A 13,465-nucleotide genomic window follows, 5' to 3' on the forward strand; every position below is an offset into this window, starting at 1 on the left:
TTCGATCGCACAATGTGGCTTCTCCTCGCGATGTGGATACCGATTGCCGTACTGCGGCGGTCAGCGTAGCCGATCTCCGGTCACTGTCGATCGGCCTGCTCGGACCGACCGAAACCACGACCACTGACGGGAAGTGCCGTCCTTTCGAGCCTGAAGGACCGGGGTCTCCCACTGCTCCGTACCCTGAACCGATGCGTGTCGTCGTCGTTCCCCACCCTTCCGATAGCGGGGACGTGCGCGGGGGCGCGATTGCTCTGCTCGACGATGCGGAAGCCCCGGTGGGCGACATCCGGGAGTGCCGCGATCTCGCCGCGACCGTCGCGGAACTCGAATCGTCCCGCAGCCCACGCTGGGTGTGGACCTCCACTGCAACCGTGTACCCCGACCTGCTGCGCGCCGGCGTGCGGGTAGGGCGGTGCCACGACCTCGCGACCACCGCAGCAATCCTGAATACGCGGGACGGGATCCCCCCGGACCCCATCGAAGAGCCCGCAGACGAGCGACCGGGACTCTTCGACGCGGCGCCTGCCGTCGACATCGGCACCGTGGTCGAACGCTTCGCCGAGCAGCGGCGTCGTATGGCCGCCGATCGTCGTCTCGATCTGCTTGTGGCAGCCGAATCCGCGGGGACACTCGCCGCCGCCGAAATGGGTTTCGACGGATTACCGTTCTCCGCCGCCGCACACCGCGCCCTGCTCGAGCGCACCCTCGGCCGACGCCCTCTCGGGTACGAGCAGCCGCCGCGGATCGCCGAGGTGATCGCGGAGATTCAGGCCGTTTTCGGTCGGCCGGTGAACCCGGCCTCGCACGTCGAAGTTCTCGACGCGTTTCGTCGCGAAGGCATCGAACTGACGTCGACGCGTAAACATGTACTGAGCGAACTCGACCATCCCGCAGTGCCGTTGTTGTTGCGGCACCGCGACCTGTCGAAGCTGTACAGCACCAACGGGTGGAGTTGGCTCGACACCTGGGTTCACGACGACCGCTTCCGTCCCGTGTACGTGCCGGGCGCAGTGGTCTCCGGGCGGTGGGCAAGCCGTGGTGGTGGTGCCCTGCAGATCCCCAAGGCATTGCGATCGAGCGTGCTCGCCGATCCCGGGCACACCTTCGTCATCGCCGACGCCGGGCAGCTCGAACCTCGCATCCTCGCCGCCATGTCGGGAGATCCCCGCATGGTCGCGGCCGCGGGCAGCGACGACCTGTACGCACCGGTCGCGGCAACAGCGTTCGGTGGAGATCGCGCGAAAGCGAAGGTCGCGGTGCTCGGTGTGCTGTACGGCGCGACGTCCGGTGATTCCCGTGCCCTGCTGACGGTGCTGCGGAGGAGCTTTCCCGACGCGGTCGAATTCGTCGAACGCGCAGCCCGCGCCGGGGAGCGCGGGGAGGTCGTGCACTCGTGGCTCGGGCGAGCCTGCCCACCGGCCGAACCCGGATTCCTTTCGCACGGCGACGTGCGTGCACGCGGACGTTTTACCCGCAATTTCGTCGTCCAGGCCACGGCCGCGGAGTGGGCGCTGTGTGTGCTAGCCGAACTGCGACGCAGGCTCGCGGCGGCACCGAATGGCCGCGACGGCGAACTGGTGTTCTTCCAGCACGATGAGGTCGTGGTGCACACCCGTAATGCCGATGCCGCGGCCGCGCACATCGAGGCGTCGGTCGAGGCGGCAACTCGGTTGATGTTCGGCGCGACCGACGTCCGGTTTCCCATGTCGACGTCGGTCCGCGCCTGTTACGCCGACGACGAGTCGGACGACGAGGATGTGCGGGACGGCGTATAGGCCGCGTGCGTCCACAGGTGCGACACGGCGTAGGCGCGCCACGGCCGCCAGGCTTCGGCGCGCGCGGTCGCCTCACCGGCGGTGACGCCGCCCAACGCTCGGCGCAGCACCAGGTCGCCGGAGGGATACGCGTCGCGATCGCCGAGTGCGCGCAACGACAGGTAGTCGACGGTCCACGGTCCGATTCCCGGCAGGGCCAGCAGTTCTGTTCGGAAGTCGGCGGTCCGCGTCGCGTCGAGCCCGTCGGCCGCGGCGGTCGCGAGTGCGTGCACCGTCCGGGCGCGCGCACGCGTGACCCGCACCGTCGCCTTCAGTTCGTCCGGATCCGCAGCCGCGAGACGCTGCGGCGTGGGGAAACACCGCAACCCATCTGGCGCGGGTTCACCATATGCTGCAACGAGTCTCGATGCGAACGTCGAGGCCGCCGCGAGGCTCACCTGTTGTCCGAGCACTGTCTGCACGGCGGTGGCGAACCAGTCGGTGGCACCGAGGACACGCAGACCGGGCCTCGCCGACACGAACGGCGCGAGCAAGGGGTCTGTGCCCAGCACCGCGTCGATCGCGGCCGGTTCGGCGTCGAGGTCGAGCCAGGCGGTGATAGACCGTTCGAGTTCGGGAACATCTCGATCATCGGTGGCATCGATCCGCGCAGTGATGTGCGCGGGTTCCGGATCGTTCTCGAACGTCACCGACACGACCGCGGGACCTCCACGACCCCGGACCGCACGGCTGTGGGTACCGCTCTGAGCGTTGTGCCGTTCGTGTCCTGCGACGGTGTGACTCCGCAGAGCGTCGAGCATCGCCTGCGCAGCGAACGGCGGTGTCAACGGCAATCGCAGGGTGGTCATGCTGCGGTCTCGAGACTCAGCAGGATCCGTTTCGCCTCGACACCGCCCACGTACTGCCCGATCCCACCGTCGCTGCGCACTACCCGGTGGCAAGGAACAATCACGGGTAGAGGGTTTTTCGCGCATGCGGTACCCACTGCGCGCACAGCCCTGGGGCTACCTGCCGCCGCCGCGACCTCCGCGTAACTGGCCGTGTGCCCGTAAGCAATGTCGGGTAGGTGCGTGATCACGTCGCGACGGAACCCGGTCGCGAGCCTGAGATCGAGAGGCAGATCGAACGACGATCGAGCGCCCTCGAAGTACTCGTCGAGCTGAGCTGCCGCGGCGTCGAGCCGTGCCGGGGCTTCGAGGATCCGAGGGCTGATCCGCGCGGCGAGTTCGTCGAGCACGTCGTCCAGGCTGTCGACGACATACGCCACCCTCACGAGTCCCGCCTCGGTTGCCGCGAGCAGCAGCGGTCCGACGGGGGTGTCGAGGATTCGGTACGCGACATCGAGGAGGCCGGCAGCTTCGGCATCGATCGTGAGCCGCTGATGTAGCCATGCGAGGTCGGGTGTCGAGACCGGTGGCATCGGAAAGGTCATTTCACGCTCCCTGTCTCTGTGCTGTAGCGACGACGCAACGCTGCACGCCCGTCGGAGGCGGCGCGGCGCGCGGCTTCTGCGGTGTTGCCGAGGAGTTCACCGATCTCCGCGTACGGCAATCCGCCGAGGTAGTGGTAGACGAGCGCGGCCCGCTGGGTGAACGGCAGTGCCGCGACCTCACTCCACAGTTCGTCGTCGCCGGTGCCGGGGAGGTCGGTGGTCGATGCGCGCTCGGGCAGCGCCTCAGTGGGCACCGGTGTTCGCTCGTGCACGCGGTGGACGTCGATGGCCTTGCGATGCGCAATGGTCACGAGCCACGCCTCGATGTTGGCACCCGGCTTCAGCTCCGGATAGGCCCGCAGAGCAGCGAGGAACGTCTCCGACCACGCGTCGTCGGCGTCGGCAGCGCTGAGCATGGCGCGGCATACCCGGAGCACCGTCGGGCCGTGGTCGGCGACGACCCGCTCGAACGGTGGCAGGTGCGCATCAGGCCGGCGTGGGGGCATGGGCGATCCGCGCCTCCTGCTCGAGAAGAAACTGTTTGCGCTCGACTCCCCCGGCGTACCCGGTGAGCCTGCCGCTGCTCCCGATGACGCGATGGCACGGAACAACGATGCTCAGAGGATTCCGGGCGTTGGCGGCGGCGACTGCCCGGACCGCGGTGGGTCGGCCGATCGCGGCTGCCACCTCCCCGTAAGTCGACGTGGTTCCGAATTCGATGGCCCGAAGGGCGGACCACACCGTGTGCTGGAATTCGGTGCCGACCGGGGCAAGCGGGACCGTGAACGTCGTCCGTGCGCCGTCGAAGTACTCGCGGAGCTGGTCGATTGCCTCCTCGAACCCCTCCGCCGTCTGCGGCCCGAAACTGTCGCGATCAGGTGCGGGGTGGTGATCGGCCATGTACAGGCCCGACAGCACGTCGTCGGTGTTCACGAGGGTCAGCTCGCCGATCGGCGAGCCGATCACGATGTGGGTGCGCGATGCGGTCACGGCTTCGATCCTTCCATCCGGTGCAAGGTCTACATGAGGTAGACGCACGGGGCGGTGAAAACGTGAGGTGGCTCGTTCCTGCACTATGAGCGGATGATCCCGCTGCCCGCATTGCCCCTCGTCGGACCGGTCACGGGTGTGGCCCGCGCTCTCGTCGACCGCACCGTCGACACCGTCCTGTTCGCCGTGTCGGTTCCCGGACGGGTCGAAGCCCTCCTCGACACCGCAGAAACACTTGTGGCACGAGTGGACGGCGTCGTCACCGACGCTGCCGCAGCCGTCTCTCGTGCGGCCGCAGTGATCGAGTCGACGACGCAGGTCGTCGAAGAAGCCGCGGGTACCGCTGCTCACGCGAAGCAGGTCATCGAGTCGGCGGGTACCAGCACTGCCGTCGCAGGTGAACTCCTCGATACGTACGCACCGCTCGCCAAGCAGGCAGCACCGCTGGCGTCGCAGTTCATCGACGAACTGTCGCCAGAGGAAGTACACGCGGCGATCCTGATGCTCGACCAGTTCCCGGAACTGTCCGAGCGGATGGTCGGACTGATGCCTGTCCTCGCCACCCTCGAGACCGTCGGACCGGAACTGCACGAACTGCTCGATGTCGCCAAGGACGTGCGCCAGGCAGTCACCGGGATGCCCGGCTTCAACTTCCTGTTCCGCCGCGGCGAGGACAAGGTGCAGGACGCCTGACCCTCATAACCGCGGGGCGTCAGGCCTCGTACAAGCTCGCTCCCGCGCGGCTGAGCACCAACCTCGGCAGCACCGCCCGCGACGACAACTTGAGCAGCGCATCGACCAATTCGACGACGTCGTTCACCTCGAGCATCGTCTCGGCGGGGATCTTCTCTTTGATCCAGCCGGACATGTCGGTGTCGACGTAGGCGGGCGCGATCGCCGACGCGGAGACCCCGTTGCCGGATTCCTCGAGATTGAGGGTCTCGACCAGGGAGATCAGCGCGGCCTTCGTCGCCCCGTATGCCGCGAGCCCGGCCTCGGCGTACACGCCGGTGATGGACGACAACGCCACCACCTTCGCGCCGCGGCCCGGGTCGGCTGCCGCGGCCGCCCGCAGCAACGGTAGCGACGACTGGAGCAGCGCGAACGGTGCAGCAAGGTTCACCGCGAGCGTCTTGTCGAAGCGGCGTGCCGGGAAGTCGGCGATCGCACCCGCGGTGCCGACGCCGGCGTTGAGGATAAGCGCACGCATCGCGCCGAACGATTCTTCGTGCGCCGCCACGACCTGTGCGGCTGCTTCGGGGTCGGCGAGATCCGCAGCGATTGCGCGTACCTCCGAGGCACCCGCCTCACGCAGTTGTGTGGCGGCCTTCTCGAGCCGCTCCTCGCCGCGCGCCGAGATCGTCAGGGCGTAGCCCTGCTCGGCGAGCCTCAGCGCGACACCGAAACCGATGCCGCGCGACGCTCCGGTCACCAGTGCACTCGAGGTCACGAGGCCGCTCCCTTCACTGCATCGAGGCCGGCTGCGACGAGTGCCGGAACCGCTTCTCCTGCTTTGTCGAAACCGTCACCGATGGTCGCGCCGACGCGCCACCGGTGGTTGATACCCTCGGCGATCACGGCGAGTTTGAAGTACGCGAGACCCATGTAGAAGTCCCAGTGTGCGATGTCGCGACCCGACGCCACCGCGTATCGCTGGACCAGATCGTCGTTGGCAGGCAAGCGGGAACTCGTCCACGCAGCCGGGAAGCCGAGCACATCGTCGAGTGCGGGATGGCGATACACGCACATCAGTGCAAGGTCGGTGAGAGGATCGCCGAGCGTGGACAGTTCCCAATCGACCACTGCGGCAACTTTGCTCGCGTCGTTCTTGTCCAGGATGGTGTTGTCGATGCGGTAGTCGCCGTGCACGATCGACGGCGCAGGCGATTCGGGAATCGAATCGGCGAGCGTCGCATGCAGTCGTTCGAGATCCGGAAGTTCACGGGTCTTGACCCGGCCCCACTGGCTCGCCCACAACTTCACCTGCCGTGTGACGTATCCATCGGGGCGACCGAGTTCGCCCAGGCCGACCGCGGCGAAGTCGACGTTGTGCAGCGCGGCGATGATGCGGACGAGTTCATCGGTGCAGCGGGTGATCTCGTCGTCGGTCAGGGTGTCGAGGTCGTCCTTGCTGCGGATGACGCGGCCGTCGATGTGCTCGACGACAGTGAAGGGTGCGCCCATCACTGCGTCGTCCTCGCACAGCGCGACCGTACCCGCGACCGGGACTCCGCTGTCCTGCAGCGCCGAGGTGATGCGGAATTCGCGCGCCACGTCGTGTGCGGAGGGTGTCAGTCCCGCGGTGGGGGGGCGGCGGAGAACCCATTTCGACGTGTCGTCGAAGATTCCGTAGGTGAGGTTCGATTTGCCGCCGGAGATGAGTTCCGCGCGGAGCTCACCGTCGACACCGACTCCGGATTCCGACAGGAAACGCTGGAGAGCAGGAAGATCCAGGCCCTCGTGCTCGACTACGGTCACGACCGGGCCGCCTTCGCTGCAGCAGCCTTACGAGCAGCACCGACGGTGCGCTTGGCGATGGCCCAGCGGTGCACCTCGGACGGTCCGTCGTACACGCGGAACGGACGCACCTCACGCGAGAGGCGTGCGAGCGGAAGGTCTTCGGACACACCGAGGCCGCCGCACATCTGCACCGATCGGTCGACGATCCGGAAGATCGCCTCGGCGGCGAACGTCTTTGCGATGGACGTGGCGTTGGCGGCGTGCGAGCCCTGGTCGAGCTCCCAGCACGCCTGTGTGAGTAGAGCGCGGGTAGCGGCGATATCGATTTCGTTGTCGGCGACCATCTTCTGGATCATGCCGAGGTCGCCGAGTTTCGATCCGAAGCCCTCGCGCTCGGAGACGTAGTCGACGGCGACGTCGTGGCCGCGACGTGCGGCACCGAGCCAGCGCATCACGTGGGTCATGCGGGCGGGGCCCAGACGGACCTGCGCGTATGCGAAGCCTTGGTCGACTTCACCGAGCACCGCGGAGTCGGGGACGAAAAGGTCTTCGAAGTCGACCACGCAGTGTCCGCCGAGCATCGACCTGTCGAGAGTGCCGATGTGCCGGCCGACCGTCAGACCCGGGGTATCCGCGGGTGCGAGGAACATGGTGGCTCCGCCGCGCCGGCCGGGTTCGCCGGAGGTGCGAGCCATGATGATGAAGAAGCCGGCACCGTCGGCGCCGGTGATGAAGTGCTTGCGACCGTTGATCTTCCAACCGCCCGGCGCCTTCTCGGCAAGTGTGTTGAGCGCGTTGGGGTCGGCGCCTGCGCCGGGTGCGGGTTCGGTCATCGCGAATGCGGAACGCATGTCGCCTGCCGCGAGTGGGGCGAGAAACTGCTGTTTCTGCTCGTTGCTCGCGATGTGCGCGAGCATGTGCACGTTGCCTTCGTCGGGTGCGGCGATATTCAGCGCGGTGGGGCCGAAGAGCGAGTAACCGGCGGCTTCGAATACGGGCGCGCGGTTGGACATATCGAGGCCGTGTCCGCCGTACTCGATGGGAGCGTGGGGCGCGAAGACCCCGGCGTCCTTGGCGGCCTTCTGCAGTTCGATGCGGATGGCATCGCCTCCGGCCGCTGTGATGTCACCACCGTTGGCGTCTTCGATGGGCAACACGTGGTCGCGGATGAATGCTTCGGTCTTCGCGACCAGGCCGGTTACCTGATCCGAATACGACAGATCGACTGCCATGATCACTTCCTCTCCACACCGACCGAACGATCGCTCGGTTATGGATACCGTGACACACCCCGCCCGTGCGGTCAAGAGGAGTCAGCGCGCTCCCACCGCACTGCGTGCGATAGCGAGGTTCCGCTCGACGAGTTCATCGGGCGTGAGCGAGCCGTTCGGGCGATACCAATCGGCCACCCCGATGCACATCGTGGCCACCGCACGTCCCGCATCCTTGGGAAACGGCGTGGTGAACTCGCCCGACTCGACACCTGCCTCGATGATCTCGTCGATCATGCGCTGCTGTTCGTCACGCAGCGCGACGTATGCCTCGCGGCTCTCCGGCTCCATGCTGCGCATCTCCGTGGACGCAACGAAGGCTTGGTCGCGGCGGAACATGTGGAAGCGCAGCAGCGACTCCACCACCGCGTCGAACCGCTCGGACGGGCTCGGGCCTGCTTCGGCGAGAGCCCGTCGACTGCGGTCCAGCAGGTCGTTCATGACCGCCGTCGTCAGCGACACCAGGAGCGCCTGCTTCGACGGGTAATGGTGATAAAGACCGGGCACGGAGAGTCCCGCGCGCGCAGCGACCTCCCGGATCGACGTGCCGTCGTAACCACGCTCGGCGAACGCGTCGAGCGCCGCAGCCAGGGGTTTCGGCAATGACACCGGGCCGTAGTGTCGCCACGACCCGGCGTCGCCGGAGACCTGATCCTCACGCGTGTCCATGGACATCACGGTAAAGGACGGCCGGTTTCGCAGCCTCAGTAGTCGTCGTCGCCGTAGACGATGACACCGCGCAGGTTCTTGCCTGCGAGCATGTCGGCGTAGCCCTCGTTGATCTCTTCGAGCTTGTACGTCTTGGTGACGAGACCGTCGAGGTCGAGCTGGTTGTTGCGGTACAGCTCGAGCAGCTTGGGGATCTGCGAACGCGGCCCCACCCCGCCGAAGATCGCGCCCTGCACCCGCTTCTGGAGCAAGGTGAGCTCGAACAGACTCATCTTGACGTCGATATCCCTCGCATCACCCATGCCGACGACCACCACCTGACCGCCCTTCGCGGTCACCGCGAGAGCCGGTGCAATCATGTCGCCGTGGATTTCACCGACGGTGATGATCGTGACGTCGGCCATGGCACCCCAGGTGATCTCACCGATCACAGGAGTGGCTTCCTCGAGCGATGCGAAAACGTGCGTCGCGCCGAACTCCTTCGCTTTCTGCCGTTTGAATTCGACAGGGTCGATCGCAATCACGAAGCGCGCACCCGCGTGCGCGGCGCCCTGCACAGAATTGATACCGACGCCACCGACACCGATGACCACCACCGCGTCACCGACCTTGGTGCCGCCGATGGCCGTCGCCGATCCCCACCCGGTCGCGACGCCGCACCCGAGGAGCGCCGCCTTGTCGAGCGGAATATCCTTCTCGATCTTGATGACCGAGGCCTCGTTGACAGTGACATACGGGGCGAAGGTTCCCAGCAGACACATCTGAATGACAGGCTCACCGCCCAGCGTCACCCGATTGGTCTTGTCGGAGATCGCCTTTCCGGTGAGGAGGCCTGCACCTTCGTCGCAGATGTTCTGCAGCCCCTTCGCGCACGAGCGACACCGTCCGCATGCCGGGATGAACGCGAGAACGACGTGGTCGCCCTCCTCCACGCTGGTCACGCCCGGCCCGACCTTGGTGACCACCCCCGCGCCCTCGTGACCGCCGAGCGCGGGGAACGACGGCAGCGGTGAAGCCCCGGTCCGCAGATGCTCGTCGGAGTGGCACAGTCCGGACGCCGCGAGTTTGACCTGCACCTCACCCGCCACCGGGTCACCGAGATCGATCTCCTCGATCTCCCACGGCTGGTTTACGCCCTTGATGACTGCTGCTTTTACCTTCACCGAAGCCTCCTGCGTCATGGGGAACCATGTGATCCACCGGTGAGTGAAACAGGTTTCCGGACGTTTCGGGGAGAATTTCGGACACATCCCTTCCCGCGCCTAAAAGTAATAGCTACTCTCGGTAACAGGAACACGCTTCGAAGGGAATCCGTCCACCATGATCGAGGTCCGCCACAGCGCCGTCGCGACAGTCCCCGTCGACGTCGCCTTCGGCTACATCGACGACCACCGCACCGTCCCCGACTGGATGTTCGGTGTCGCCCGATTCGAGCCGGTCGGCGACCGGACCCACGGCCTCGGGGCGAGGTTCGATGCCACCATGCGGGTCGGCCCGAAGAATCTCGATTCCCGCGTCGAGATCGTCGAATGGGACCGCAGCAAGGCAATCGTGTTGTCGTCGATCTCGGGGTTCCGCACGTTATCCTCGTGGCGATTCACCGAACTCGGTAACGAGCAGACCCGGCTCGACGTCGTCTTCGGCTATGAACTTCCCGGAGGCCTGGCCGGCCGCGCCCTCGGTAAACTCATCGAGCCCATTGTGGGCACGGCCGTACGGCAGACCGAGCAGGCCTTGCGTTCCCAGCTCGAGAACCTGACGTAACCATCCCCGATCATCATGTGCGCCCGAGCCGAGCTCGGGCCTGCAGCACGGCCCAGTGTCGACTCATCGCAAAGCACTGGCCGCCCTGCACGGCCGACAAGTGACTTCCACCTTCGGTGGCCCTGCGCCCCAGAGATCCGTCAGCCGGTCGACGAGGCGACGGATATGGTTGACGCCGTAACGTACACATCGAATAGTCGGCGGTGCCGGGCGGTGTGCGTCATCGGTTCATTCGGATCTCGGAGGTGAGCGTTGCGTCGCTTGCCGCTCGGGAACCGGGCAAGAAGACACCGACCAGCTCACCGAAGCAGGGCAGTGCAGGCGCGGCGCGTCGGGCTGCGCCGCGGCCAACCGCATGAGCATTGCCGCAGCATGCGGTGTGAGCGCGTCGGCGAGAATGCGGTCCGAATCAGTCACGTACGCTGCATAATCCAATTCGTGCCACGGACGGATCACTTCACGCGCACGGATCTCCGCCATTACGTCGATGTCCGCCTCGATCTCCATGGTTGCCGATGTCATCGTCGTTCACCTCCTTCCACATCGCATCATCACGCCGCTCGCTCGTCATCCCACACGCCTCGCTGCCGCGCCCCAGCGGACGTTTCCCCTCCACATCCGTCAGGCGGTGACTGCCTTTCTCTCGGAATGTCCGTTGGTGATGGCGATCTTGCGAGGCTTGGCCCTTTCAGCAACCGGAATCATCAAGCGTAGGACGCCGGCCTCGTAACTCGCTTCGATCTTGTCGGCATCAAGGTTCTCACCGAGAAACAACTGACGACTGAACACGCCGCGCGGACGCTCGGCCGCGACCATTTCCCGGCTTTCGTCGAGCACCGGCCGTTCGGCGTGGACCGTCAAGGTGTTCTTCTCGACGTCCAGATCCAGCGAGTCGGGATCGACGCCGGGCAGATCGAACTCCACTACGAACCGGTCGTCCTCACGCCAGGCATCCATCGGCATGACGGCCGGACGGGCTGTGGTTCCGAGGATCTGCTGTGTCAGTCGGTCGAGTTCTCGGAACGGATCGGTACGCATCAACATCGCGTCCACCTCCTGAAACGCTGTTCATTCCACCAGGTAAACTACAGCAGATGCTGTAGATTCGTTATAGCATCTTGCATATATCATGACAAGTGGGTTCAGCAGAAAATTCCCGATTGGAGCAGAAAATGTCAGACCGATCCGATCGGTACCACACCGAATCATCTTCTGCTCGTGGTGTATACGGTATCTCGGTAGCCGCTGAGCTCTCCGGATTCGGGGCCGCGGCGCTGCGATTGTACGAGGACTACGGGTTGATAACCCCCGGCCGTACCGTGGGCGGCACCCGCCGCTACAGCGACGACGACCTCGCCCGGCTCCAGCGCATCGCCGAGCTCATCGATGCCGGAGTCAACCTCGTCGGCATCGGCCGAGTCCTCGAGCTCGAGCTCCGCACCGACGAACTCGAACGCGACAACCGCCGCTTGAAAGCAGACAACGCGCAGCTACGCGCCGAGTACTCGCCCCCGACCGCCCCGGAACATAGTGGAACGCAGGGCCTGCTCGAAGACGGAGACACCGCAATATCCCCCGGGGGGAAGCACACACTCCCCCGGACCGCGGCAAACTCGGCGAGGTCCCGCCGGCGACAGAGCTCCGCTCAGCGCCAGCGCTCGGGGCGCTCAACAGGTACATCCGACGCCGCCGAACGCGATCATCACTGACACGCCCCGACTACGTCGTCGCGGGCGCAGGTGTCCTCAAAAATTTCCTCGCGCAGCCTGCTCCCGCTCGATGGCCTCGAACAACGCCTTGAAGTTGCCCTTGCCGAAGCCCAGAGACCCGTGCCGCTCGATCAGTTCGAAGAACACCGTCGGACGATCACCGATCGGCTTGGTGAAGATCTGCAGCAGATAGCCGTCCTCGTCGCGATCGACGAGGATCCCACGCTTCCTGAGCTCCTCGATCGGCACTCGCACCTCACCGATACGAGCCCGCAGTTCCGGGTCCTCGTAGTACGCGTCGGGAGTGGCAAGGAATTCGACGCCCTCGCGGCGCAACCAATCCACCGTGGTGAGAATGTCGTTGGTGGCCAACGCAAGATGCTGCGCCCCCGGCCCTCGATAGAAATCGAGGTACTCGTCGATCTGCGACCGCTTCTTCGCGATCGCCGGCTCGTTGAGCGGGAACTTCACGCGGTGGTTGCCGTTGCACACCACCTTGCTCATGAGGGCCGAATAGTCGGTGGCGATATCGTCGCCGACGAACTCGGCCATGTTCGTGAATCCCATGACCTTGTTGTAGAAGCCGACCCACTCGTCCATCCGGCCGAGCTCGACATTGCCGACCACGTGATCGAGCGCCTGGAAGAGCCGCTTCGGAGCGCCATCACGCTTACGGAACGTGGAGGTGCGCTCGACGTAGCCGGGCAGGTACGGCCCGTTGTAACGTGACCGGTCGACGAGCGTGTGGCGAGTATCGCCGTACGTCGCGATCGCTGCGGTGCGTACGGTGCCGTTTTCGTCGGCGACGTCGCGAGGCTCTTCGAGGATCGTTGCGCCCTGCAGACGAGCGTGCTCGATGCACTTGTCGACGTCGGGCACCTCCAGCGCGATGTCGACAACACCGTCACCGTGGAGTCGATGGTGTTCGATCAGCCGACTGTTCGGGTCGACCGCACCCTTGATCACGAAACGTACAGCACCACTGCGCAATACGAATGCATGATGGTCGCGATTACCGGTGTTCGGTCCGGAATAGGCGATGAGTTCCATTCCGTAGACGGATTGGAAGTAGTGCGCGGTCTGCGTCGCGTTGCCGACCACCCACACCACCGCATCCCAGCCGCTCACCGGGAACGGGTCGCTGTCACTGTCGTATTCGACGAGCCCGACGAGCCGATGGAGTTCGTCGGCGTCGAGGTGGGCGAGTTTCTCACTGTCGGTGAGGGTGTATTCGAGAGTCATGTCCTGAACCTCCTGCCGCCGTCCGCGGCACCGTTCCGTGTGTCGTGTATCACCAGGAGAAACCCACCCAACGGGGTCGCGCAACGTCGCCTCGTACAACTGGTCGCGATGGCTCGAATCCACCGAACAACCCGCATTCAGCTATACAAT

At 65.7% G+C, this 13,465-nt stretch carries 16 protein-coding genes; 4 read left to right on the plus strand and 12 right to left on the minus strand.

Going from position 1 to position 13,465, the window contains the following annotated elements; genetic code table 11:
- Positions 1–191: 191 nt before the first annotated feature.
- Entirely contained in the window at positions 192–1,778 is a 1,587-nt protein-coding gene (locus ACFWB0_RS01410; RefSeq protein WP_378488609.1) for a bifunctional 3'-5' exonuclease/DNA polymerase, read from the plus strand.
- On the opposite strand, the gene ACFWB0_RS01415 is transcribed toward ACFWB0_RS01410, so the two are convergent.
- Genes ACFWB0_RS01415 through ACFWB0_RS01430 form a run of 4 tightly spaced genes read right to left on the minus strand, consistent with a single transcriptional unit; the run spans position 1,730 to position 4,200 of the window.
- Positions 1,730–2,626 (minus strand): DNA-3-methyladenine glycosylase family protein, encoded by an 897-nt coding sequence (locus ACFWB0_RS01415; protein ID WP_378488610.1) that lies wholly within the window; start codon positions 2,624–2,626, stop codon positions 1,730–1,732. The genes ACFWB0_RS01410 and ACFWB0_RS01415 overlap by 49 nt on opposite strands.
- Entirely contained in the window at positions 2,623–3,198 is a 576-nt protein-coding gene (locus tag ACFWB0_RS01420) for a methylated-DNA--[protein]-cysteine S-methyltransferase (protein WP_378488695.1), read from the minus strand. The genes ACFWB0_RS01415 and ACFWB0_RS01420 overlap by 4 nt, the downstream gene beginning before the upstream one ends.
- 8 nt (positions 3,199–3,206) lie before the next feature.
- Positions 3,207–3,716 (minus strand): RNA polymerase sigma factor, encoded by a 510-nt coding sequence (locus ACFWB0_RS01425; protein WP_378488611.1) that lies wholly within the window; start codon positions 3,714–3,716, stop codon positions 3,207–3,209.
- Entirely contained in the window at positions 3,697–4,200 is a 504-nt protein-coding gene (locus ACFWB0_RS01430; protein ID WP_378488612.1) for a methylated-DNA--[protein]-cysteine S-methyltransferase, read from the minus strand. Before ACFWB0_RS01430 ends, ACFWB0_RS01425 begins: the two co-directional genes overlap by 20 nt.
- 93 nt (positions 4,201–4,293) lie before the next feature.
- Here ACFWB0_RS01430 and ACFWB0_RS01435 point away from each other — a divergent pair, with 93 nt between their 5' ends.
- Positions 4,294–4,893, plus strand: a complete 600-nt coding sequence (locus ACFWB0_RS01435) for a ribulose 1,5-bisphosphate carboxylase large subunit (protein WP_378488613.1) — start codon at positions 4,294–4,296, stop codon at positions 4,891–4,893.
- Between the two features lie 19 nt (positions 4,894–4,912).
- On the opposite strand, the gene ACFWB0_RS01440 is transcribed toward ACFWB0_RS01435, so the two are convergent.
- The 5 genes from ACFWB0_RS01440 to ACFWB0_RS01460 form a co-directional block, all read right to left on the minus strand.
- Positions 4,913–5,650: an SDR family NAD(P)-dependent oxidoreductase gene (locus ACFWB0_RS01440; protein ID WP_378488614.1), complete on the minus strand. Its 738-nt coding sequence runs from the start codon at positions 5,648–5,650 to the stop codon at positions 4,913–4,915.
- Positions 5,647–6,678, minus strand: a complete 1,032-nt coding sequence (locus ACFWB0_RS01445) for a phosphotransferase family protein (RefSeq protein WP_378488615.1) — start codon at positions 6,676–6,678, stop codon at positions 5,647–5,649. Before ACFWB0_RS01445 ends, ACFWB0_RS01440 begins: the two co-directional genes overlap by 4 nt.
- Complete coding sequence (locus ACFWB0_RS01450; protein WP_378488616.1) at positions 6,675–7,892, minus strand: acyl-CoA dehydrogenase family protein; 1,218 nt, start codon at positions 7,890–7,892, stop codon at positions 6,675–6,677. Before ACFWB0_RS01450 ends, ACFWB0_RS01445 begins: the two co-directional genes overlap by 4 nt.
- An 81-nt stretch (positions 7,893–7,973) precedes the next feature.
- Positions 7,974–8,600 (minus strand): TetR/AcrR family transcriptional regulator, encoded by a 627-nt coding sequence (locus tag ACFWB0_RS01455; RefSeq protein WP_378488617.1) that lies wholly within the window; start codon positions 8,598–8,600, stop codon positions 7,974–7,976.
- A gap of 35 nt (positions 8,601–8,635) precedes the next feature.
- The gene (locus tag ACFWB0_RS01460) at positions 8,636–9,763 is read right to left on the minus strand and encodes an NDMA-dependent alcohol dehydrogenase (protein ID WP_378488618.1); all 1,128 of its coding nucleotides are present in this window, start codon (positions 9,761–9,763) and stop codon (positions 8,636–8,638) included.
- A gap of 157 nt (positions 9,764–9,920) precedes the next feature.
- Here ACFWB0_RS01460 and ACFWB0_RS01465 point away from each other — a divergent pair, with 157 nt between their 5' ends.
- Positions 9,921–10,364: an SRPBCC family protein gene (locus tag ACFWB0_RS01465; RefSeq protein WP_378488619.1), complete on the plus strand. Its 444-nt coding sequence runs from the start codon at positions 9,921–9,923 to the stop codon at positions 10,362–10,364.
- A 228-nt stretch (positions 10,365–10,592) separates the two neighbouring features.
- On the opposite strand, the gene ACFWB0_RS01470 is transcribed toward ACFWB0_RS01465, so the two are convergent.
- Positions 10,593–10,886, minus strand: a complete 294-nt coding sequence (locus ACFWB0_RS01470; RefSeq protein ID WP_378488620.1) for a hypothetical protein — start codon at positions 10,884–10,886, stop codon at positions 10,593–10,595.
- A gap of 99 nt (positions 10,887–10,985) precedes the next feature.
- Positions 10,986–11,408, minus strand: a complete 423-nt coding sequence (locus ACFWB0_RS01475; RefSeq protein ID WP_378488621.1) for an Hsp20/alpha crystallin family protein — start codon at positions 11,406–11,408, stop codon at positions 10,986–10,988.
- 128 nt (positions 11,409–11,536) lie between these two features.
- Between ACFWB0_RS01475 and ACFWB0_RS01480 the strand changes: the two genes are divergently transcribed.
- Complete coding sequence (locus tag ACFWB0_RS01480; protein ID WP_378488622.1) at positions 11,537–12,073, plus strand: helix-turn-helix transcriptional regulator; 537 nt, start codon at positions 11,537–11,539, stop codon at positions 12,071–12,073.
- A gap of 36 nt (positions 12,074–12,109) precedes the next feature.
- Here ACFWB0_RS01480 and hppD read toward each other — a convergent pair whose 3' ends face one another.
- Positions 12,110–13,315 (minus strand): 4-hydroxyphenylpyruvate dioxygenase, encoded by a 1,206-nt coding sequence (hppD, locus tag ACFWB0_RS01485; RefSeq protein WP_378488623.1) that lies wholly within the window; start codon positions 13,313–13,315, stop codon positions 12,110–12,112.
- Positions 13,316–13,465: the final 150 nt, after the last annotated feature.

This window comes from Rhodococcus sp. NPDC060086, assembly GCF_042730275.1.
In the GTDB taxonomy this organism is placed as follows: Bacteria; Actinomycetota; Actinomycetes; order Mycobacteriales; family Mycobacteriaceae; genus Rhodococcus.

Bases quoted from the DNA above. Each gene is read 5' to 3' on its own strand.
- ACFWB0_RS01410 (WP_378488609.1), top strand. From the start codon at position 192: ATGCGTGTCGTCGTCGTTCCCCACCCTTCCGATAGCGGGGACGTGCGC.
- ACFWB0_RS01415 (WP_378488610.1), bottom strand. From the start codon at position 2,626: ATGACCACCCTGCGATTGCCGTTGACACCGCCGTTCGCTGCGCAGGCG.
- ACFWB0_RS01420 (WP_378488695.1), bottom strand. From the start codon at position 3,198: ATGCCACCGGTCTCGACACCCGACCTCGCATGGCTACATCAGCGGCTC.
- ACFWB0_RS01425 (WP_378488611.1), bottom strand. From the start codon at position 3,716: ATGCCCCCACGCCGGCCTGATGCGCACCTGCCACCGTTCGAGCGGGTC.
- ACFWB0_RS01435 (WP_378488613.1), top strand. From the start codon at position 4,294: ATGATCCCGCTGCCCGCATTGCCCCTCGTCGGACCGGTCACGGGTGTG.
- ACFWB0_RS01450 (WP_378488616.1), bottom strand. From the start codon at position 7,892: ATGGCAGTCGATCTGTCGTATTCGGATCAGGTAACCGGCCTGGTCGCG.
- ACFWB0_RS01455 (WP_378488617.1), bottom strand. From the start codon at position 8,600: ATGGACACGCGTGAGGATCAGGTCTCCGGCGACGCCGGGTCGTGGCGA.
- ACFWB0_RS01465 (WP_378488619.1), top strand. From the start codon at position 9,921: ATGATCGAGGTCCGCCACAGCGCCGTCGCGACAGTCCCCGTCGACGTC.
- ACFWB0_RS01470 (WP_378488620.1), bottom strand. From the start codon at position 10,886: ATGACATCGGCAACCATGGAGATCGAGGCGGACATCGACGTAATGGCG.
- ACFWB0_RS01475 (WP_378488621.1), bottom strand. From the start codon at position 11,408: ATGTTGATGCGTACCGATCCGTTCCGAGAACTCGACCGACTGACACAG.
- ACFWB0_RS01480 (WP_378488622.1), top strand. From the start codon at position 11,537: ATGTCAGACCGATCCGATCGGTACCACACCGAATCATCTTCTGCTCGT.
- hppD (WP_378488623.1), bottom strand. From the start codon at position 13,315: ATGACTCTCGAATACACCCTCACCGACAGTGAGAAACTCGCCCACCTC.